This window comes from Pseudoalteromonas sp. SR44-2, assembly GCF_014163745.1.
In the GTDB taxonomy this organism is placed as follows: Bacteria; Pseudomonadota; Gammaproteobacteria; order Enterobacterales; family Alteromonadaceae; genus Pseudoalteromonas; species Pseudoalteromonas distincta.
This window is the reverse complement of the sequence record NZ_JACJDW010000034.1, coordinates 17,661-40,007: the sequence shown is the minus strand read 5'-3', so window position 1 is coordinate 40,007 and position 22,347 is coordinate 17,661. Positions and strand designations below refer to the sequence as shown.

The window sequence follows — 22,347 nt, the reverse complement described above, 5'->3', positions numbered from 1 at the left end:
AAGTTTTATGTCTTTCGACAGCTCAATGAATTCTGAATTTTTTAATATCTTTCGATATTGAATTGACTGTGCCGAAGCAACTTATAAATAAGTTACTTCTGTTGGTCACTCAGTTTTCAATTGAGGCTCTAATTTGTTTGCCTCGCTACCTAAGTAGCTTAGCTGTTAGAACTCAATCTGCACGAGTGCCCACACAGATGATTGCTTTATATTGTTAAAGAACGTTTTGAGTCGCTTTAGCGCCTCAAGGGATGCGAATAATACACCCTTTATTTTTCGAGTCAACACTTAGTTTTAAATTTTCTTTTGGAAGATTTAAAACCGAAGTTTTATTTAACTCTGTGAGTAGTTCGTGCCTTGCTATGCTTCGGCGTTTCCCGTCTCAGTGGGGTCGCATTATAGGGAGAACAGATTTTTACGCAAGCGTTTTATTGACAAAACTTTAAATAAAGCACTGTTCGCTGAGAATTTGAGCTAAACGCATTAAAAACACAACATAACTAGCACTTTATTAACATTTAACGCCTATTAAAGTGTTTGTTATGGCCTGCGCTATCAAAAAAGACTGTCTACAGACCAGCTATTAAGTCATTTATCTAAAAGCTATAGTTAAAGCCCGCGTAAAAACGACGACCTGAGTAGCTAGTATTGAGTAATCGCGCATCGGTGTCATTTCCTAAACGCGTTACTGATTCAGATTTAGTTAAATTAATAACCGCTGCGGTAAGGCTAAGCCCGTCGTATAAATTTACAGATGCATTTACATCGATTTGTTCGTAAGGGTCTTGGTATACATTTAATCCGCTATTTAAACCGAGTACTGTTTCGCCGCGCTTATTATAAGAAGCACGTACATTAAAATAACCTCCCTCATAATAAACAGAGGTGTTGTACTGATACTTTGCACTACCTATTAAAGCCGACTGACCAAATTCTTCACCATTAATTGTTACATCTGCTTTATTGGTTTTGTTATAAGTGTAATTTGCGTAAAAGCCAAAACCACTATCAAAGGCATGCTGAATAAATACTTCCGTGCCTTTTGATACTGCATCGGTGCCATTACCTACAGTGCTGTAAGGGGCTATATTAATAGTCCCTGCATCCACTATATTATTTTTACCAGCAAAGTTTTGCTCTACGTCGATCACCAGTGGCACAACAAAGTTATCTACTTTTTTATGAAAAAGTGCCAGCCCAACAGCTGAACCTTCGCCATAATAATACTCAATAGATAAATCGGCTTGAATTGATTCAAATGGTTTCAAATTTTTATTTCCGCCACTACCGCTAAAACCAGGAAGCTCGTTAAATGCGGCTCTATCTTCTGCCCATTCATCTGATACAAATGTAATGCGCTGCTGCGCACCTAAATCACTATAGTCAGGACGAGATATTACTTTAGCTATTGCCCCACGAATAACTAAATCGTCAGTTGCATCCCACGCTATATTAAAGCTTGGTAATATTTGAGTGTCTTTATTTTGCTGAGAAACTAATTGATAGTCTTCTACAAAACGAGCGTCACCTGTTACTGGCTCACCTGTTTCATCATTTGTGTGATCTAATTGGTAGGTATATAAGTCAGTAGATGAAGTAAGTGTTTTTGTTTGCACAACACGCACACCCAAATTACCTCTTACTTCACTAAATTCAAAATCACCTTGTATATAAAAAGCCGATATTTTTTCTTCTATATCGTAAACAAAATTATCTTCAATGCGCGTATAAGGTACATAACTAGCAGTGACCATATCGCGGTATTTATTCCAGTCGATACTTGGCATTTGGTTTATATCAAAACCACCTGCAATATTATTCTCACTAGTAAATACATTTTGAGCTAATGGCATTCCACCATTCCATTGGTAGCTATCAAAACGGGTAATACCTTGCTCACTTGCTTCCCCTGCAGCAATATCAAAATTTGGATCTAAAAAGAAGGTGTTGCCGGTTTCACGGTGAAGAATTGAGTTGCGGTACTTAACACCGGTTCTAATTGTTTTTAAAAAGCCCCAATCAACATAAAAATCCACATCAGCTTGGTAGTAATCTTCTTCTAGCTCACTGCGTACAAAGCTTGAGTTTGAAGAGCCCGCATCACGACCGCCTCCAACTCCATTTTGTAAATTAACTAATGTATTAGGGTCGATATTAAGTGACACATTATTTTGATTGAGCGACCAGCCAGCCGTTTGAGCTGCGTTTTGAATAGTGGCTGCGTTTTCGCCCGCGTTAGAACTTTTATACGCCGCTTCCCAGCTTTCTTCTGGGCCGCCCTCTGATTGTGTATTACCAATTACAAAGCGCGCTTTAAAATTATCACCTTCATAGGTTAAATTAAAATCAAAGGTATCGGAGGTAGATTCCTCGCGTACGTAGCTGCCACGCATCCACGGAAATTGCATATCATTTTCGACACCACTTACCATTGCATCGTATTGCATACCAGTAACAATAGTGCCCGACTCATCAAGGTTTACATCCGTTAAAAAATCAGGATTTAAAGACCACTCTGGTATATCAATCACAGATTCTGTTCTGTCTTGCCCAAGTGTAAAACCAAAATAATTAAAGCCAAGCTCTAAACGATTTGTTGGTCGCCACTGTGAACTAAATTGAATCCCTTCGCGCTCACGTTTTTCGTTAAGAACAGAACCTCGAACAACTTGCGGAAACCAAACGCCATCGTAACTGTTGCCGTTTGCATCATTAATAGTATCCCAACCGTTATTGTTATCAACTGTATTACCATGTATATCTGTTGTTTGCCCAGTGCCAGTATAGCGCCATACATTAGCATTAGTACCGCCCGAAAGCGTTCTGTTTGTCCGTTCCTGATAGGTATAGCCAACTAATACACCAAAGTTTTCGTTGTCGTTTTTCCATGAATATAAACCCGTAAACTGGGGTTCGTACTCTTTTGTAACATCAGCGTAAGTACTCTCGATATTAAAGACACCCGAGTTTGCATCCATATTTAAAGGTTTTCGGCTGTGCATTAATACAGTGCCACCAACCCCACCTTCATCTAAGCGTGCCTCTGGCGATTTATAAACCTCGACGCTTTCAATCATTGAAGACGGTAACAAAGCATAATCAAACGAACGCGAAGGCTCCCCCGGAGAAGATGCTATAAAATTACCATTAAGCTGTGTAAAAGTAAGTTCTGACGATAAACCACGAATACTGACAGATGAACCTTCCCCGCCATCACGCTCAATTACCACACCTGGAACACGTTGCAATGAGTCAGCCACATTTTTATCAGGGAACTTTCCAATGTCTTCAGCGGTAATTGCATCAACTACTGAGCCAGACATACGCTTAACATCTAAATTTTCGGCCATGCTGGAACGTATTCCGCGCACTTCTATTACTTCCATCTCTTTTTTATTTATTGCATTTAGAGCTTCTTGATCTGCATAGGCGTAACCTGAACCAAGCGCTGAAAGTACAGATAAATAAAGTGATGATTTAGAAAGTTTTGAAAAAGGGAGAGAAAAATGGCGTGTTAATAACATGAGAGAGGCTGTTCCATTTAAACTTGCTTTGCACAAGCTAAAGCAAATAGTTAATCCTTTTACGTAATTATGTTACGTAATGGCAAATTTGCGCCAATTCTACACAGCCAAACTTAACCGTTTGTTAACCATCAATATTAAACTAAATAAACATCTCATATAACTGTATTAATACCTATTGAATGAAACTTAAAATCCAACCCACACATCAAAACCACTCTTAATTAACAAGCTAAGAGAGGCTTTGTTGAATTTAATAGCTTAATAAAATAATTACGGTGCATAAATCATCATAAAGTGTATACAAAAATACGAAGGGGATAATTAGATGTGGTAGTCAGCAGTTTATACTTTAAAAAGCAAAACTGCCGGATGATATTTGAAAGAAGTAACAATTGCTAAATAGCGCTTGGTTAATCAAGCGTAGCAATAACCTCTGAAAGCTCTAAGAGTGTAGGCTTTCCACCATAATAATTTGTATCTATATGATAACTATTACCAACCCAAAAAGGCGCTTTAGTTGAGTTATGTCCATGTATTGAAAAGTCGACTCCATGACTTTTAACTACCTTATTTTGTTTAACTACTTCGCGATCCCACAATAAAGATTGCACGATTAGCGATTTATCATCAGGGTAATTTTCCCAATCCCACGATTGTGCAAATGTATGAGACAACCCTATTGTATAACCACGATACTCAAGTACTATTGAAAGCGGTTTAGTTAGTAACTCATCGCACATGACACTGAGCTTTTCACTTGATACCGACTTGTGCCAATTACCACCATTATCAGTCCATAAATTAAAAGCCGCTTTATCATTACTTAATAATGATTCCAACATTAAATGCTCATGATTACCTAATATCATACATGCCCTAATGGCTTGTAAGTATGTAAATAAGTCATATGTTTTATCCCCGCGATCAACAAAATCGCCAAGGCAAAACAAAGTATCTCTTTCAGGGTTAAAATTTACGTTATTAAGTGCGTTTTTTAAGGCCGGTAAATCACCATCAAGATCGCCAATTACAAATACTCGGCACTCATCATTAATAAATATGGCTTGTTTTGAAGATACAGCCTGAATAGCGTTAATACCTATATCCAAAATAGACTCCTATAGAATGCAATCTAAAACCTAGATTAATACTTGAGCTTATAAAGCCTTAAGGTAACACAATATAGTTGATAATTAATGAAGGTAATAAGATTTGATTGAAACTAAAAATGCATGGCAGAGGACCTTAGCTACAACCTAAATAAGTAATGTGAGTAGTGTTTTTAGCTTAAATTAAAAGCGGCTTAGCAAAATACCTGACCAGCTATTTTCAGGTTAACCGCACAAATTTTTCTGCTAGTTCGTCCAAGGTTTCACGCTTATTCGGATCGGGCTTTATGCAGTCAATAGGGCAAACACTTACGCAAGTAGGTTTATCATAATGCCCTACACACTCAGTACATTTACTACCATCTATTTGGTATATTTTAGCGCCCATATAAATAGCCTCATTAGGGCATTCTGGGTCACACATGTCACAGTTAATGCATTTGTTATTTATGAGTAAAGCCACTTATAGCCTCATTAATTAGAGCTAGTACTTCTAGCACAAAATTACAGCCGTTAATTATGCCTATTTATCTTTGTTGCTTTGTTGATCTCTGTCAATAAAAATAACCGTAATGCCTTAAGTTTAAACAGCATAAAATGTTCATTATTCATTGTAAAACCGCCATAAAAACATATAAATAAAACTCAATCTGCTGGTATACTGTTCTTAATCACAGAAGGTATTATTTTAGTATGGTTACAATTAAGCAAGTAGCAGCCCACGCTGGTGTTTCATTTAAAACTGTATCTCGTGTAGTAAATCATGATTCCACAGTAAAAGATGTCAATCGTGAGAAAGTGCTCAAAGCAATTAAAGAGTTAGGTTATCGCCCGAACAGAGCTGCAAGCCTAACAAGGCGGAAAAACTCCAATATTTATGCGATCATCGCCGATGAGCTGCTCAGTGTTCCGTATACATTTGATATAATCCGCGGTGCGCAAGAAATTGCATGGAAAACAAACAAAGAACTACTTATTCTTAATGTAAACGACAGCCAAGAAAGTATAGATAGAGCAATAGAAAGCCTCTTAGAATACAGAGTTGAAGGCGTTATATATTCAGCTATGTATCATCGTGCAGTTCAAGTTTCTGATGAATTAAAAAAAATCCCAACCATTTTAGCCAACTGTTTCCCAGTTGATAATAACTTACCTTGCGTGGTGCCAGATGAAGTGCAAGCGGGTGAAGAAATTGCTTCCGCATTAATAAATAAAGGCTATCGTAGAATTGCGTTTCTAAATTTGAATGAAGACATTGTGGCTGCAAAAGGCCGAAAAGAAGGCGTAATAAAAGCATTTAAACAGCACGGTTTACCATTAAGCGATCTGTTAATAGAGTCAGTTATAGTGACGCACAATGATGGCGTTGAGCGCTCAACATCTCGAGAGTCTGCGGCCAGGATTATTGATAACTTCAAGCCCGATGCAATAATTTGTGGACAAGACCCTATGGCGATAGAAATTTACTTTGTAGTCCATGACAAAGGCATGATTATAGGTGAAGATATTGGTATCGCTAGTTTCGATAACTGGGGCAGCATCCCTGAGTTATTACAACCAAATTTAACCACTATGGCACTACCACATCATGAAATGGGCCGCTGGGCTATGGAATATCTCATTGCATGCCGCACAGATATTGTTCATCAACATTTACCGTTTAAGTTGATCAAACGAGATTCTTTTTAGCAATATCAGCTTTTAACACAAAACACGATACCACTATGAACACACACACAATCATTCCTAGATATTGATAAGTTAGCGCATACCCTAACTGATCATATATCCCGCCAACTATAATTGCTAATATTGATGCCATAAGCTGTACCGTAAATTGAAAACCAATAATATAAATCATGGCTGAGTACTTAGCCTCAAAGTGCATATTTATATATTTAAATAGTGCAATCAGCATTAGCGGAAGCTCTATTGCGTGCGTTAATTTTAAAAAGCTTATACCCCATGCATCCTCAACAACTCCGGAAAAATAAATTCTTAACGCCATTAGCACACCACTTAATAGTAATGAACTCTTTACGCCTAATTTATTGACCCATTTAACGGCTAAGTACATAGCAAAAGCTTCTAAAATCACTTGTGCGGATGTTAAGTAACCAAAGTATTCACGCCCTAGTTCTTGTGTTGCAAAAAATGTCGTGTAGTAAATTGCAAACTGTTGATCAAAAACACCATAAATACAACTAACACCAACCACAAATACACTCAACCGCCAAAGACCTGTTATTTCCATAAACTCTTTGCATTGACGAGATATTGAAACAAAACAAGGTTGTGATACGTCTTGGTTTGGTAAGTTAACTTTAACAAAAAATAACAACCCGATTAAACAAACGGCAGCAATACTAGACAGCCAATAATTTAGATTGGGGTCATGGTTAAACGAGAGTCCTGTAAAATAGCTTGCTAGGGCCCAACCAAACGATCCCCACATTCTTGCTTTTCCAAATTCAAAATTGGCAATTCGGCTTTGTTTATCAATATAACTTTCTAAAACACCGACGCCTGCTAAAAATGCAAATGAAAAAACCAGCCCCCCTAGTACCACTGCAACGTAAAAGTAGTTGTGTAATAAAGGCTCATAAACATAATTAACAAATGGGCCAATTAACAACATGAAAGATACAATAAAATACAGGAGCGTTTTTTTAAGGCCTAACTTATCTTGGAATATGCCGTAGTAAGGCATAATAAATAAAGCCATAAGTGAGTTAATACTAAAAACGATACCAACTTCTTCGCCACTAAGGCCAACTTCTTGACTAAGCCAAATCGGAAAGAGCGAAAATGAAAAAGACCATGCCATAAAATACACGAAAAAAATTACACTTAATAGCCGGTAATTGCTACTCATAAATCGCATAGCCTCAGACAAAAAATAGCGGCTCTAAATTATTTTAGAGCCGCTCGAAAGTTAGTTATTTCCAACAATATTATTTAGTTGGATTTCACTCAGAGATACTTCCTGTGCTGCATTTACATTCACTTTATGATAAGCCTGCGTTGGAAAAATAATAGATGTCATTGTACCTATTCCTTGATTTACAAATACTTCTATTGAGGCTTTATCAACCCATACTTCAATATCATATTGCTTAAGACCTTTGTCGAGTGGTCCCGTTTGAATGGATGCAAAACCTGGCTCAAAGTCACTTAAGCCTGCCTGCGTCCTGTCTAAGGTCATAACCCCCTTCACAGGGTCAAGTGTTAGCACTGTCTGCTCACCTGAGTCAGCACTCAATATAATATCAACAGCTTGGTTGTCATTTATAAAGTTAAAACTAAATTTAAACTGCCCTGGGATAATATTAAATAATTCATCAAGTTGATAACTATTTTTACCCGTGAGCTTAGCTTTAATTTGAGGCTCGGACAGAACGCTTTGTAGTTCTTTAACTGGCTCTGATGCTACACGAATCCCTTGAGGCGTATCCACTAACTTTAGTTCTCGGGGAATTGTCATAGCGCTACGCCATGTAGTTGTTGGCACAACATTAGCGTATTGCCAATTACTCATCCACCCCATAAACAAATGACGATTCTCTTGAGTATCAGAAAAAGTTACACCTGCATAATTATCAGTACCATAATCTAACCAAATTGAAGGTTCAACCTTTGCTTTGGCCGCTTCATCTGAGAACGTTATATCTGCAACTTTGACATGCCCCCAGTCACCTTCCTCGGTATCAATAATTTTTATTTGTCCTTGTTTAGCTTTAAGATTACTAACATCCCAAGCTCTCTCAACCATATTACCTGAATTATCCCCCTTAGCACTTTTAACTATTTCACCATTAATTAATAGTTGCATTACGGTGCTATTTTCATGCTTTCCACCAGCTATTTTAAAATTGATATAGTCATGGTTGATTGTAAAAGGCTGAGATAATATCGTACCCGTTACTTTATCTGATTGATTAAAAGAACTGAGCACTGCATTTCCTTGCTGGTCATTTTCTACATGGAATGCATTACCTGTTACCTGCCATTTACTTAAGCCATTTTTAAAGTCTGAAAAATTTAGCCCTTTAGGAAAGGCAGCAGGTGTAGAAGCCAGCTTCTGCTGATATTCTTCGTCCAAAGTAAATTGGTTTCCATCAAAATCGCCAACAAAGTACTGTGTTCCCGAGCCACCATTTGGTGCCCCTGGATTAATACTAACTAATAAAACATATTTATATTGATCCGTTCCCTCTACTTTCACTCGAATCAAGTCTGGGCATTCCCATACTCCAGCGTGACTCCCCCACTCCAGTCCAAAATTACTTTCAAACTGCCAATCTTTTAGGTTTTTTGATGTATAAAAACCAATATGATCATCCTGGGCAAGCACCATTGTCCACTGCTGAGTTGGTTCATGCCAGTTTACTTTGGGGTCACGAAAATCACGAATGCCAGGGTTTTTTAAAACTGGATTATTTTCATATTTTTGCCACGTGCGCCCTTTATCTACACTGTATGCTAATCCTTGAGTTTGGAAATCAATCGCTCCTTGTGCAGCTTTTTCCTCATCATGATAGGTATACATCGCAACCAAAGGTGGATTTTCTTTACTGCCAAAACCACTACTGTTTTGCCAATCAACTACAGCGCTACCAGAAAATATTGTTCCATGCTCATCTGGATAAAGCTTTATTTCTTGATGCTCCCAGTGAACCATATCTTTACTTATAGCATGCCCCCAATGCATTGGGCCCCAAACTGATGAACCTGGATTATGTTGATAGAAAAGGTGAAATTCGCCTTGGTAGTACACCATACCATTGGGATCATTCATCCAATTTTTAGGTGGTGTAAAGTGATATGCAGGACGAAACAACTCTGTATCAGGCTGCTCAACTAGTTTTTGGGTGCTATCATTAGTCTGATTATTCATACCACACGCCGTTAAAAATGATGAAATTAAAATTAAATTAACCGTCCGCATCTAATACTCCATGCTTATCTTTTGAATTAAGTGAAATGTCCTCTAATGAGCGCCCTTTTGTTTCAGGCATAAACCAAGCAACAAAAATCAATTGCCCTAACATCATTAAAGTGAAAAAACCGAAGACTTCTGCTGGGCTAAATTGCTCTAAGAAAAATGGCATAAATAGTGTAATAGCAGCAGCAAAAAACCAATGTGTACCTGAGCCTAGAGACTGCCCTTTTGAACGTACTGTGTTAGGGAAAATTTCAGCAATAAAGACCCAAATCACGGTTCCTTGGCCTATCGCATGCGCCGCTATAAATACAAAGACAAACGCAACAACCGTCAAACCACCAGTCCCCGTACTAAACGCCCATGCGATAACAGTTAACGAAAGAACATAACCGATTGACCCTATGTACATCAGCGAACGGCGTCCAAATTTATCGATTAAAGATAAACCAATCATGGTAAAGCATAAGTTAACCATACCAATACCAGCACCAGACAATAAAGATTGGTTAACATCTAAACCCGCGAGTTCGAAAACACGTGGTGCATAATAAATAATGAAATTAATACCTGATAATTGGTTGAAAGCAGCAAATAGAAATGCAAACCAAGCAGCTTTTTTGTAAGCGCCACCAAACAGTTTTGACTCTGTATGCTGTTTTTTATCACTTTCAATCGCCGCTAAAACGCTATCAGGATGTGCTTCACCTAAATCAATCAAAATTGACCGCGCTTTACTTATTTGATTTTTCTTTTGAATCAACCAACGAGGACTTTCAGGTGCTTTTAAAATCATTAGTAAATAAATTAAAGCCGGAATAGCCTCAACCCCAAGCATTAAGCGCCAATCAATCGCTGACGTACCCGCTATTAAAAAATTAGAAACAAACGCAACTAAAATACCAAACACAATCTGAAATTGATAAAGAGCGACTAAGCGACCACGAAACTTGGCTGGCGCAATTTCTGAGATATAGGCAGGCACAACAATTGATGAAATACCGACTCCAATTCCGCCAATAAATCTTAGCAAGGCAAAAGTATAAGGGTCTTGAGCCATTGCAGATCCAAGTGCTGAAATAAAAAATAGCACGCCAACTAAAATTAACGTTGGTTTTCGACCCCACTTATCACAAGGATAATTTCCACCTAATGCGCCGAGTAATGTTCCCCACAATGCAGACGACATGATAAACAAACCGTGAAATAACGAACTTGTATTCCACAAGGCTTGGATCGGTTTATCTGCTCCAGATATAACCGCCGTATCAAAGCCAAATAAAAAGCCAGCTACAGCGACCGTTATTGACCAATAAATAATTTTTTTCATAATGACTCTTTTTGACTTAATGTTGCCGAAGGTGAGCTAGGCTCACCTTCGCCTACAGATTAGTAATTTGGGTTCTGTGTATAAGAGCCACCACTCAAAATCATTTGCTGATTTGGAATAGGTAAATACTCATGCTTCCCTTTGGTAAAAATAGCGTCAACTAAATAAGGTTTTCTAACAGCCTCAACTGATAAGTAACCGTCAATAGTTTCTTTTGCTATTCCCCAACGTACTAAGTCAAAAAAGCGATGACCTTCTAATCCTAATTCAAGGCGGCGTTCAAATCGCAATGCAGTGCGCGCTTGCACTTTAGAGTCAAAGCTTGTGTATAAGCCGATGTTATAAATACTCGCATTGTATAATTTTCCTGTGCTCTGCTGAGCTCTTGAGCGGATGCGATTAATAATAGTCAAGGCTTCGTCAAATCGATCTAACTCAATTAACGCTTCTGCTTTCCAAAGCAGAACATCTGAGTATCGAATCAATGGCGTATTAAGCGAGAAGATAGGGAAAGGACCATTTTCTCCGCGGCAGCTACAATCAGGATGTTCTAAATCTTTCATCGCTGTAAAATTGCCATAAATTCCTGGCGCCCTCGCCCAACTATCACCACCATGAATTAGCGTTTCATCGTATTTAAACGGTTTACCTTCCATTGCGACGGTATGATCCAAACGAGGGTCAACAGAGTCACTGGTCATGTCATAATTAAAGTCATTAAATGTTTCAAATTGTGGTAAACCCTGTTCGTCGGTTTTAAAAGCATTTACAAAGTTTTCAGTTGGAACATGAAAACCACAGCAGCCAAAACCTCCAGCCATTGGCGCGTTTAACGCACTTGGCCAACTCCCTCTGCCATCGGGTGAACCGTCATTTAAGGAGCGCTGAATGGCAAACACTGATTCTTTGCCATTTTCACTTTCAAATAAAAAGTTATCAGCATAATCCTCAAACAGGTCGTATACGCCCACAGCCTCAATTTCATCAACAAGCGTTACTACTTTCGCTAATTTATCCTTATTAATATTAACTACTTGGTGTAAATCATCTTGTTCATAGGCCTGAAACAATAGTGTTTTAGCTAAATAAGCCTTAGCAGATAAAGCAGAAGCTCTACCAACATCCTCTTGGGTATTTGGCAAGTTATTGGCTGCAAACTCAAAATCTGCTGCAATCTTATCCCACAGTTCTTGGTCCGTGAAATCACGGTTAGTTGCAGTTAATATTTGATCTTGACTCATGCTCTCATCAATCCAAGGAATATGCTTGTGATGAATTTTCAGATCAAAGTAAAAAATGCTGCGAATAAATCGTAATTCAGCTTGTTTAGCTGCACTATCTTCGATCTCTGGTGAAGCATTTTGTATAACAGACAAAGCGGCATTAGCACGAGATATACCTGTATAATTACGCGTCCACTTTTTGTTATTCAAGTCAATTAGATCTGGCGGAAAAGACTCCATATCAGGCACTAAAGGTTGATACAAGGATAAGGCATGATAAGCAAAAATATCTCCTGGCCCGTTTCCACCTTTATGAGCATCACCTGCACGTAGGTTACCTGTCGGCCAAAGAAAGTTTGGCGCAGTGTAATGGTCATTACCTAAATATGAGTAGGCTGCAATAATTAACGCATCTACATTTTCGCTATTAGAAACCTGCTCTTGTGTTAATACTCCTGATGGTGCCACATCAAGATCAGAACCACCACACGACGCTACAGAAAGGGCCAATGCTGTCGCTGCAAAAACTGTTTTAATTTTATTCATAATTTGTGCTCGTATCGTTGTCGTTTTAATTAAAAAGAAAGGTTCACGCCTAACGTGATACGTCTTGGAATAGGGAAAGTACCATCTGGTGTTTCTGGATCTTGGCTAAGCGTCCCAGAAGGTGTAATTGTTAATAAATTACTACCTTGTAGATAAATACGCGCAGAGCTTATACCGTATTGGCTCAACCATTGCTCATCGGGGCTGTACCCTATAGATAAGTTACGTAATTTAAGGTAAGTTCCATCCTCCCAAAACAGGCTTGATTGACGACCTTCCCCATTATTATCAATGGCAGTTAAAGCAGGAACGTCAGTGTCAGTGTTATTGATTGACCAAGCATCAAGTACACGATCCCCGTAATTAGAACCTATATTGAGTGAAGTGAAGTCTGTGAACCCACGCCAACCATTACGAATTTGGCCGCCTTTAACACCTTGCCAAAACATAGTGAAATCCCAATTTTTATACTTGAAGTTCATGTTCAAGCCATACATAAAGTCAGGATCAGTGTCAGCAAAAAATGTCTGATCGTTCTCATCAATGACGCCATTGCCATCAAGATCTCTCCAACGCACTCTTCCTAAGCCGGCACCTGATTGCGTTGCATGGGCATCAATTTCAGCTTGGTTTTGAAATAAACCGTCAGCAACATAACCATAAACTGAATTAATTGAGTGTCCGACGATAGTTTTATCAGCTCCATTACCGCCAAAAGAATTCACTACATCTTCAGGTAAGGAAACAACTTTATTTTTAGCGGAGGAAACATTAAAACTTATATCAACATCAATATCATCATCCAAGCTATCGAATGTAAGGTAATCAGCATAACCAATAATAAATTCGAACCCTGAATTTTCAATTGTGCCGCCATTAACCCATTGTTGAGCGCCTTCGCCAAGCGTAGCGATAGGGTTAGTAAGCGTTAAGATATCTTCAGTGGTTTTTTCAAACCAATCGATGCTGCCGTAAATCGTGTCATAACGCATACCAAAATCAATGCCAATATTTGTTTGCGTTGACGTTTCCCATTTTAGGTCATCATTGCCTGTTTGTGCCTTAACAAAACCTGATGGTAGCGTTCCACCATTTGCACCGCCTATATCATAAGCGGTACCTTCATCTTGTAAGTCAGTAAACAATGATTGCGTAGCATAACGACTAAGATAGGTTGTATATGTTGCGTCAGTGGGAATTTCTTGATTACCTGTTTTACCCCAACTAGCTCGTACTTTTAAGGTGCTTAAAAACTCAATGTCATAAAATGATTCATTACTTACAACCCAGCCAGCTGAAGCCGCAGGAAAATTACCATAACTGTTATTACTACCAAAACGTGACGACCCATCGCGACGAATTGTAAGCCCAGCCAGATAGCGATCATCATAATTATAGTCCATTCGAGCAAAATAAGAATTAAGTGACCACTTGTCACCATCACCTTCAACACGCACATCTCCCGTTGCTTGTGATAAATGTGCATAGTCACGATCATCAGAGGCAAAACCAGAACCAAAACCTACCGAACCTTCGTACTCATAATCTATTTGTTCCGTACCCGCTAAAAAAACAAAGCTGTGATTATCACCAACGTCTAAATCATACTGTGCTGTATTTGTCCAAGTGAAGCTGCTATTCCAGTTTTCAGTCACTGAAAGCTGATCTCCATAGTTCAATGAACCAGCTTGAAAAGCACGGGTATAGTTTCGAAAGTAATATTGACCATAATCAAGGCCCACGGTGCTTTTTAGGGTTAACCCTTCTATAGCTTCATATTCAACAAATATATTACCCATCAACTTATTGAAACGACTAACATTATCGCGGTTCATTTCAATTATTCTAACAGGATTATCACGATCAGTAACACCAGGAACAGGCCCACCCCAGCCACCTTCATCATTGTACACAGGCACAATAGATTGCTGTTCTATTGCCAGACCTAAAATCTCACCCGCTCGGGCATTTATTAAGTTAGATTCTTGATTAGTGACAGTGAAGTTTTCACCCACTTTTAATTTATCGGTTAGTTGGTAATCAGAGTTAACCCTAAAACTAATTCGTTCAAACTCCGATCCATCAACAACACCTTCTGAATTAAAGTAACCTAAGGAACTATAAATAGAGGCGTTTTCAGAGCCGCCTGATAATGAAAAATTAAGATCTGTGACCTTAGCTGTGCGAGTAACCTCATCAAACCAATTAGTGTCAGCAGGACGCTGAACTTGTTGCGGATCTGTATAGGTAGGAATGATCACTGAATTTAATTGAGGGTTATTGTAGTCACCATTCCAATCATAGCTGTATAAAGGGCTTGCTGCGTTTGGATCTGAACCATCGTTAACAGCCGCCTGCCATACAACCTGCCCACGTTGTCTAGTATTGAGTGGATTTAGGTCATAGCTGTAGTCATCTTGAGACTGATTAACTGAAAAATTAAAATCAAGCCCTTCACTGCCCTTTTTTGTTGTAATAACAATTACACCGTTACCTGAACGCGCACCAAATATACTTGCGGCTGCGGCATCACGTAAAACCTGAATATCAGCAATATCATGACTATTAAGCTCATGCATTCCTGATTTTGTAGGAATACCATCAATTACATACAGCGGGTCGTTATTTCCAAGTGGTCCTAAACCTTGACCACGTATCCTTACCGTTGCAGTAGAGTCAGGAGAGCCATTAGTTGTAATTTGTAAGCCAGGCACTCTACCTTGTAGATTTTGCATGATATTACCAGAGGGCATATCAACGACATCTTCCAACTTAACCGTACTTATTGCGCCGGTTAAATCATCTTTTTTAACACTGCCATAACCATAGGAAACTTCGATAACTTCAATTCCATCCCCCTTTGCTGGCTCTGGTGCTTCCTGTGAAGCTACTATAGAACTGTATGGTAAGATCAAACCTACTAATACAGTACTTATGCTCGTAGCAAGTTGCTTTTTGCGAAATCTTTGCATTGTGTGTGTCCCCATTTGTCAAATTCATTAAGGTAGATACTTACATATTAAACAACGTTGTCTTTTAACTTTTAAATAATCCCCAAAGTTAAAAGCTCTACTAGGTGAGTAAAGCGCTAACAGCTCCAGAATATTTTAGACAACGTTGTCTTTTTAACACTAAGAAAACATAACTTCAACATAAATTACAATTTCTTTTAGGATACCTTTACTCTAAGGCGCTATTATTCTTTATTGCGGTTCAATAAAAGCATTTATTAATTGATGAGATAAAATCGGCGTAGCCCCTTGCTGTTGAGCGACCATTGCCCCAACAGCACAAGCAAAATTTATAGCCTGTTGTGGTGGGCTTTCCATGCAGAGTTGATATATAAGTGAGCCTAGAAATGAATCCCCAGCCCCAACCGTATCTACTACATCAACGTGATAACCAGAATTATAATAGTTTTTACCTTTTATAGACAGCAAAGCCCCGTGATTCCCTTTGGTAACACATAAATAGTCTGTATGTGTTTGTTTAGCTATAAATGCTAAATTCTGTTCAAGTGAATGATATTTACTCCCCATTAACTTAGCAATCTCATATAACTCATCGTCATTGAGCTTAATGAAATCAGCTTGATTCATTAAAGCGACTAATTTTTCTAATTGATAGTGAGGTGCACGTAAATTAACATCAAAAACTTTAAAGTTCGTGTCAGCTAGAAGTTGATTTAAAGTATTAAAAGACCCCTCAGTTCTAGCAATTAAGCTGCCAAAAACAAAAATATCAGTATTTTTAACTGTACTCCTGATCTGCTCAGTTAAACTAATATTATCCCAAGCTGTATCTGTAACAATTTGATACTGAGCAGAACCATTTTTATCCAGTACCACTTCGACAATACTAGTTGGCTTAGATTCATGAACATAAATTAATTCTGTAGAGAGCCCTTTTTCGTTAATTTCAGATAGTAATGCTTGACCTAATTCATCGTTTCCAACCGCACTAATCATATGCGCTTTTAAACCTAGTGAATTAAAGCGAAAACACATATTTAATGGCGCACCACCTAAACGCTTTCCAGAATAAAAACAGTCCCATAGCACTTCACCAAAACATGTTAAATTGATTTCTTTAGCTCTTTTTTTGCTTATTACAATACTCACCGAGTTGCCCTCTTATAATATTTAGGTCATTTGCCAAATAAGTTTTTACACCATAAATCAGCAACGATATCTTCGAGCCAAGTCAGGGAAATGGCGACGAATAGTAAAGTTGTTCTCGCAACATGATTAAGATTATTATGTAAAATTCATGTTGCAAAAAATAAAGATACCATCTACCTTAAAAAAAGACAACGTTGTTTATTTGAGGTTGGTTACTCTGCAACAATAAGAAAAGCTGTGGAAATAAATATAACGCCACCCAAAAAGACAACGTTGTTTATAAAAAGTTACTCTATGACGATAGAAAAAGCTAAATAAACAAATACTTTAAAAAAGTATATTCAACAACTTAAACACACACAGACACAACAATAATAGTTGTGGAGGAATAAGCATGAAAACAAAGCAAGACATAGCATTTTGCTGGAAAAAAACGGGGCTCGCGGTACTTATATCTTTAACGGCAGCCTGCTCTGGTGATAACAAAACCCAACAAGAAGATGATTATGCACTCATCATTCTTGAAGATGGACAAACTGTAGATGACGTCATAAATAAAAATGAAAATGATAGCGATGACGAGGCGAATACAGATGACATTCCAATAACTTCCAACCCTGAAAGCGAAGGTCAGCCATTATTTATCAACCCAGAAAATTCTGAGCAAGCACTGTCTGGCTTTGAATTTTGTTGTGGTGGAAATAACACCTTTCAGATTCACGGATTTGAACAATTAACTGGTGATTTTTCTAAGTTTGATGGTGGCTTTTGGGCTGCAGATATCTCAGGCCATTTAGGAGAACGCGTATTTTCAAGCTTTGCGGATGGGTTTGATCTAGAGGGGGAAGCTCTTGGTCAATTAGGCTTTGCTGCAACAGGCTCAATGCTCAGTCCTAAATTTACAATTCAGGCAAACTATATCAATTTTTTAATTGGTGGTGGTAATAATGGTGTAACAGACGCTAATACAACTGCAATTGCGCTTTTAATTGATAATAAGATAGTCCGTCAAGCAAGTGGAACCAATGCTGCTATGCAAGTTGACTGGCAAACATGGGATGTTAGCGAATTTAGCTCTCAAGAAGCGCAAATTAAATTTATTGATCATCACTCTGATGATAATTCAGATACTGACTTACCTTATTTATTAGTCGACGAAATTCGCCAAGCTGACAGTGCAGCCAAAGTGCCTAGTCAAAATAGTAAATTAATAAAGGCTATACAAACAACCACCGCGCCTGCGAGTACGGGTCAAACCGCATTTTCTCGCGTGTCAAATGCAGAACAGAATATTGCGGGATTTGAATTCTGTTGCGGTAAATTTAATACCTATGCAAATCATGATTTTAGAGCGACTGGCGATATGGCCAAATTAGATGGTGGTTGGTGGGCTGCAGACATCACTAATCATGTTGGTGAAAGAATTTTTTCTAGTAGAGCGGATGGTTTCCTCGCTGACGGGACCCAGCTAGGTTGGATTGGAAACGAAGCCACTGGCACGCTATCTTCACCACCATTCACAATTACACATAGCTATATTAACTTTCTAATTGGCGGTGGTACAAACCCATTTGATAGTGAAAAAGCAACGGCAATTGTCCTACGAATAAATGGCAAAATAGTTAGGCATGCCATAGGCAACGGGCTATCAGATAAGCTCGACTGGTTTACTTGGGATGTTAATAGCTTAATCGGTGAAACGGCTGTTATTGAAATCATTGACCAAGATAACACTGCTGACGAAGCAGCACTGGCATTTATTATGGCAGATGAATTTAAATTATCCGATTATGCTGCCGTTGAGCCTTTGAGTGAAAGTATCGTCACCCAACTGAATCAACACTCGATACCGTTACCATTAACTATGGCAGACCCTAACCCAGTATTTTTAAACGGTGAGTTTTATATTTATTATTTAATTGATACAGCATTTCATGATTGGTATCTAACGCGTACTACGGATTTAATTAATGGTACATTTCCACAACGAGTGCTAGAAGCGACGGGCGATGCACAAACACAAGACCAGTGGACGGGTTCTGGTAGTGTTATTAAAGATAATGACAACATGGCTCATTTATTTTACTCAGGACACAACCTCGATTTTTCTCCTGTCGAAGCTGTTATGCATGCAACAGCAACAGATAACACGCTGACTAAATGGGAAAAGCAAGTTAATAACACATTCAGTGGTACAGGATCATACAGCGACTTTGATTTTCGTGATCCTGAAGTCTTTTATAATGAACAAACTAACAACTACTGGATGTTATTAACGAGCCGCTATAACGAAGATGCAGCTATTGCTCTTTATACTTCTAGCGATCTCAAAACTTGGCAAGCACAACAGCCAATTTATACTGCAGATAAACCACTTAACTTTGAAGTTCCTGATTGGGTGAGTTTCAATAACGGACAAGCAATCATTTATTCTGATCAAAATGACCATGAGCGAGATGTAAAATATTTAGTAAAAAATGAAGACTCGTGGATACCTGGTAAATACCCTTCACTCGATGGAGAATTTTACTATGCAGGTAGAGCTGCAAGCTCCCCTACTCAAACCTTGATGTTTGGTTGGGTTGCCCATAAAAATACTCGTTCGAATATAGGCCGCGCTGATTTTGGCGGTGACTTAGCAATCCATCAAATATCAATGACTGAATCGGGAGAACTAGCGGTATCAATACCTGAGCAGTACTTAAGCGCATTAGCTACACCAGTAGATGAAGATACACAAACCCAATCAGCACAAACCAATAATGATAATTCACTATTGGTTTCACCAGGTGATCAAGTGCTACTAGGTAGTAACAATAAAATCAACCGTCTTCATTTTAATATTTCAAGTGACGATACCGACAACCGATTTGCTCTGGTCTTTCCCGCCTATGAAGAGAGTACGCAAACGGCTAGTATAGAAATAAACACAGCCACAGAAACAGCCACTTTTTATTTCGGCGATTCACTCTCTCAATCAAGCTCTAACGTCACCCTCACACCTGAACTAGAAGGTGAACCTTTATTCCGTCGTGAAGAAGATCTAACTCAGCATATAGCTGGTTTTGAATTTTGCTGCGGCGGTTATAACACCCTAGCAGCCCACGGTTTTACTAATCTAACCGGAGACTTTTCTAAGCTAGATGGAGGTTGGTGGGGTGGCGATGTAAGCAACAATGTTGGCGAACGAGTTTTCTCGAGTTTTGCAGATGGCTTTGATGAAGATGGCACAGCATTAGGCTGGATCGGAAATTCTGCAACAGGAACAATGGATAGCCCGTCATTTGTGATCTCACAGCAATATATTAATTTCAAAATAGGTGGGGGTTCAAACCAGTTCGACCACCCAAAAGCAACTGCAGTTGTGCTTGTAGTTGACGGCCAAATTGTACGCAGTCAATCAGGTAAAGATACGCAACCCGATGAGAATAATAAACTCAGCATACAGTGGGCAACCTGGGATGTTGAAGAGTTCATTGGAAAAACAGCCTTTATACAGTTTATTGATCTACATAATGACGACGGCTCAGACAACAGCTTAGCTTACCTTCTAGCTGATGAATTTAGAGCAGCAGCATTACCAGCGGTAGTGGGTGAGCAATCAGCGCCTACTTCAGAAAGCCGAATGGACTCACAAGTTGTCGTTCCAATTGATTTAAAACAGGGCATAACAGTGGATCTTCTTTTACAACCAGAAAGTGGCTTTGGCACCGCATATATCAATGATTTTAGAGCACTAAGCTTTAGACTTTATGATTTAGATAAACGTCAAGTTGGCATCTATAGTAAACAAGGCACACTTAATATAAGTGAAATGACGCGTTTCACTGAGGCAACAAAACCTTAATAAACTACCTCAGAGGTTGGTAACTAGCGCCTCTGAGTTTTTTAAAGGTTCCAACTTCAAATAACTGGGGTCAAGCTAGCAACGGCTTTGCTTGACCTCTTGCTTACAGCTAAGTTTTTAAACGCAAAATCAATATTAATGACGTTAATAAACGCAGTTCCAGATGTACTTGAACAATTTAGCTCGCGCCTAATAACTCGCCTCTGTTGTCAATAAAAAATTAAACCACATTCAAATTATCAAATCAGTTATAACTGCAGTTATTTCTAGCTTAAAAATACAGCTAAACAGCGTGCTTAAACGGATTACGTGTATCTTGGTGATCCTCAAGATTACGCATTAAAATAGCGTGATCTAAGTTAATGCTCTCATCTAGCGGGATTTTTACAATGTGACCAGAACCTTTAGCATCGCTAATACTTTTGCCTCTTTTGTTTTCCATATATTCAAGCGTAAAAGTAATGTTACCTTGTGGTGTCATAAGCTCTAAAGAGTGACCAGTACAAAATTTATTTTTAACGTCTATTTCAACTAATCCATTTTCGCAGCGCCCAAGTACTTCACCCACAAATTGCTGCTTAGTTGATACAGAGTGACCGTATTCGTAGTTTTGATAGTCTTGATGGGCGTGGCGTTTTAAAAACCCTTCGGTATAACCACGATGCGCCAAGTTTTCTAATGTTTTAAATAAGCTAGTATCAAATTGTTTACCCGAAGCCGCATCATCTATTGCTTTACGATAAACTTGTGCAGTGCGCGCCACATAATAAAATGACTTAGTACGCCCTTCTATTTTTAAACTATGTACCCCCATTTTTGTTAACTGCTCTACGTATTGCACAGCGCGTAAATCTTTGGAATTCATAATATACGTGCCGTGTTCATCCTCAAACGCAGGCATATACTCACCAGGGCGACCTTGTTCCTCTAGAATAAATACATCGTTGCTTGGCGCGCCTTCACCCAATGTAGGAATCACCTGTTTGGGGTCAATTTTATGTACCATTTCGCCAGTTTCGTTCTCAACACCAGGTTTTACATCGTAATCCCAGCGACATGCATTAGTACATGTGCCTTGATTTGGATCGCGCTTATTTATGTAACCAGAGAGCAAACAACGCCCCGAATACGCCATACACAGTGCGCCATGTACAAATACTTCAAGTTCGGTGTCTGGGCAGAGTGTGCGTATTTCAGTTATTTCTTCGAGCGACAGCTCTCTTGATAAAATAACCCGTTCGATCCCCTGCTTTGCCCAAAATTGTACACTCGCGTAATTTACCGCATTTGCCTGTACTGATAAGTGGATTGGCATCGCAGGCCATTTTTCACGAACAAGCATAATTAAACCAGGGTCTGACATAATCAGCGCATCAGGCCCCATAGCAATAACAGGTTCAATGTCACGTAAATACGATTTTACTTTCGCGTTATGCGGCGCAATATTAGACACCACATAAAACTTTTTATTTTGCGCATGCGCTTCACTAATACCAATTTGCAGGGTCTCTAGGTCAAATTCATTATTGCGCACACGCAAACTATAACGAGGCTGCCCCGCATAAACCGCATCTGCGCCATAAGCAAACGCGTAGCGCATGTTTTTTAAACTGCCTGCGGGGCATAATAATTCAGGAATAAAAGGCATTGAAGAAATAACGGGTAACATGTGCGCTCCATACATCGAACTGGGTTTAAACCA

At 38.8% G+C, this 22,347-nt stretch carries 12 protein-coding genes; 2 read left to right on the top strand and 10 right to left on the bottom strand.

Annotation, left to right across the window (positions count from 1 at the left end):
* Nucleotides 1–596: 596 nt before the first annotated feature.
* From H5115_RS16860 to H5115_RS16850, 3 genes are all read right to left on the bottom strand, one after another.
* Nucleotides 597–3,524 (bottom strand): TonB-dependent receptor, encoded by a 2,928-nt coding sequence (locus tag H5115_RS16860; protein ID WP_182756437.1) that lies wholly within the window; start codon nucleotides 3,522–3,524, stop codon nucleotides 597–599.
* 413 nt (nucleotides 3,525–3,937) lie between these two features.
* Nucleotides 3,938–4,636, bottom strand: a complete 699-nt coding sequence (locus tag H5115_RS16855) for a metallophosphoesterase (protein ID WP_182756435.1) — start codon at nucleotides 4,634–4,636, stop codon at nucleotides 3,938–3,940.
* Nucleotides 4,637–4,856: 220 nt separating this feature from the next.
* Nucleotides 4,857–5,099 carry a YfhL family 4Fe-4S dicluster ferredoxin gene (locus H5115_RS16850; RefSeq protein ID WP_182756433.1) on the bottom strand — a complete coding sequence of 81 codons (243 nt, stop codon included), beginning with the start codon at nucleotides 5,097–5,099 and terminating at the stop codon, nucleotides 4,857–4,859.
* 230 nt (nucleotides 5,100–5,329) lie between these two features.
* Here H5115_RS16850 and H5115_RS16845 point away from each other — a divergent pair, with 230 nt between their 5' ends.
* The gene (locus tag H5115_RS16845; RefSeq protein ID WP_182756431.1) at nucleotides 5,330–6,325 is read left to right on the top strand and encodes a LacI family DNA-binding transcriptional regulator; all 996 of its coding nucleotides are present in this window, start codon (nucleotides 5,330–5,332) and stop codon (nucleotides 6,323–6,325) included.
* Here H5115_RS16845 and H5115_RS16840 read toward each other — a convergent pair.
* The 6 genes from H5115_RS16840 to H5115_RS16815 all read right to left on the bottom strand — a co-directional run bounded on the left by H5115_RS16840 (nucleotide 6,306) and on the right by H5115_RS16815 (nucleotide 16,798).
* Entirely contained in the window at nucleotides 6,306–7,511 is a 1,206-nt protein-coding gene (locus H5115_RS16840; protein WP_182756429.1) for an oligosaccharide MFS transporter, read from the bottom strand. The genes H5115_RS16845 and H5115_RS16840 overlap by 20 nt on opposite strands.
* A 60-nt stretch (nucleotides 7,512–7,571) precedes the next feature.
* Entirely contained in the window at nucleotides 7,572–9,584 is a 2,013-nt protein-coding gene (locus H5115_RS16835; protein ID WP_182756427.1) for a glycoside hydrolase family 32 protein, read from the bottom strand.
* Nucleotides 9,571–10,908, bottom strand: a complete 1,338-nt coding sequence (locus H5115_RS16830; RefSeq protein ID WP_182756425.1) for a sugar porter family MFS transporter — start codon at nucleotides 10,906–10,908, stop codon at nucleotides 9,571–9,573. The genes H5115_RS16835 and H5115_RS16830 overlap by 14 nt, the downstream gene beginning before the upstream one ends.
* Before the next feature lie 59 nt (nucleotides 10,909–10,967).
* Nucleotides 10,968–12,677 (bottom strand): RagB/SusD family nutrient uptake outer membrane protein, encoded by a 1,710-nt coding sequence (locus H5115_RS16825; protein ID WP_182756423.1) that lies wholly within the window; start codon nucleotides 12,675–12,677, stop codon nucleotides 10,968–10,970.
* A 29-nt stretch (nucleotides 12,678–12,706) separates the two neighbouring features.
* On the bottom strand, nucleotides 12,707–15,649 hold the full coding sequence (locus H5115_RS16820) for a SusC/RagA family TonB-linked outer membrane protein (RefSeq protein WP_182756422.1): 2,943 nt from the start codon (nucleotides 15,647–15,649) through the stop codon (nucleotides 12,707–12,709).
* A 231-nt stretch (nucleotides 15,650–15,880) separates the two neighbouring features.
* Nucleotides 15,881–16,798, bottom strand: coding sequence for a carbohydrate kinase (locus tag H5115_RS16815; RefSeq protein ID WP_182756420.1), 918 nt, complete (start codon nucleotides 16,796–16,798; stop codon nucleotides 15,881–15,883).
* A gap of 394 nt (nucleotides 16,799–17,192) precedes the next feature.
* On the opposite strand from H5115_RS16815, the gene H5115_RS16810 reads away from it, so the two are divergent.
* Nucleotides 17,193–20,645, top strand: a complete 3,453-nt coding sequence (locus H5115_RS16810; RefSeq protein WP_182756418.1) for a hypothetical protein — start codon at nucleotides 17,193–17,195, stop codon at nucleotides 20,643–20,645.
* A gap of 283 nt (nucleotides 20,646–20,928) precedes the next feature.
* Here the strand turns inward: H5115_RS16810 and yegQ are convergent, their stop codons facing one another.
* On the bottom strand, nucleotides 20,929–22,314 hold the full coding sequence (gene yegQ, locus H5115_RS16805) for a tRNA 5-hydroxyuridine modification protein YegQ (protein ID WP_182756416.1): 1,386 nt from the start codon (nucleotides 22,312–22,314) through the stop codon (nucleotides 20,929–20,931).
* Nucleotides 22,315–22,347 lie beyond the last annotated feature (33 nt).

What these genes read in the sequence shown, in the direction of transcription:
- H5115_RS16860 (WP_182756437.1), bottom strand. Translation starts at nt 3,524, where the DNA reads ATGTTATTAACACGCCATTTTTCTCTCCCTTTTTCAAAACTTTCTAAA.
- H5115_RS16820 (WP_182756422.1), bottom strand. Translation starts at nt 15,649, where the DNA reads ATGCAAAGATTTCGCAAAAAGCAACTTGCTACGAGCATAAGTACTGTA.
- H5115_RS16840 (WP_182756429.1), bottom strand. Translation starts at nt 7,511, where the DNA reads ATGAGTAGCAATTACCGGCTATTAAGTGTAATTTTTTTCGTGTATTTT.
- H5115_RS16845 (WP_182756431.1), top strand. Translation starts at nt 5,330, where the DNA reads ATGGTTACAATTAAGCAAGTAGCAGCCCACGCTGGTGTTTCATTTAAA.
- H5115_RS16825 (WP_182756423.1), bottom strand. Translation starts at nt 12,677, where the DNA reads ATGAATAAAATTAAAACAGTTTTTGCAGCGACAGCATTGGCCCTTTCT.
- H5115_RS16810 (WP_182756418.1), top strand. Translation starts at nt 17,193, where the DNA reads ATGAAAACAAAGCAAGACATAGCATTTTGCTGGAAAAAAACGGGGCTC.
- H5115_RS16835 (WP_182756427.1), bottom strand. Translation starts at nt 9,584, where the DNA reads ATGCGGACGGTTAATTTAATTTTAATTTCATCATTTTTAACGGCGTGT.
- yegQ (WP_182756416.1), bottom strand. Translation starts at nt 22,314, where the DNA reads ATGTTACCCGTTATTTCTTCAATGCCTTTTATTCCTGAATTATTATGC.
- H5115_RS16830 (WP_182756425.1), bottom strand. Translation starts at nt 10,908, where the DNA reads ATGAAAAAAATTATTTATTGGTCAATAACGGTCGCTGTAGCTGGCTTT.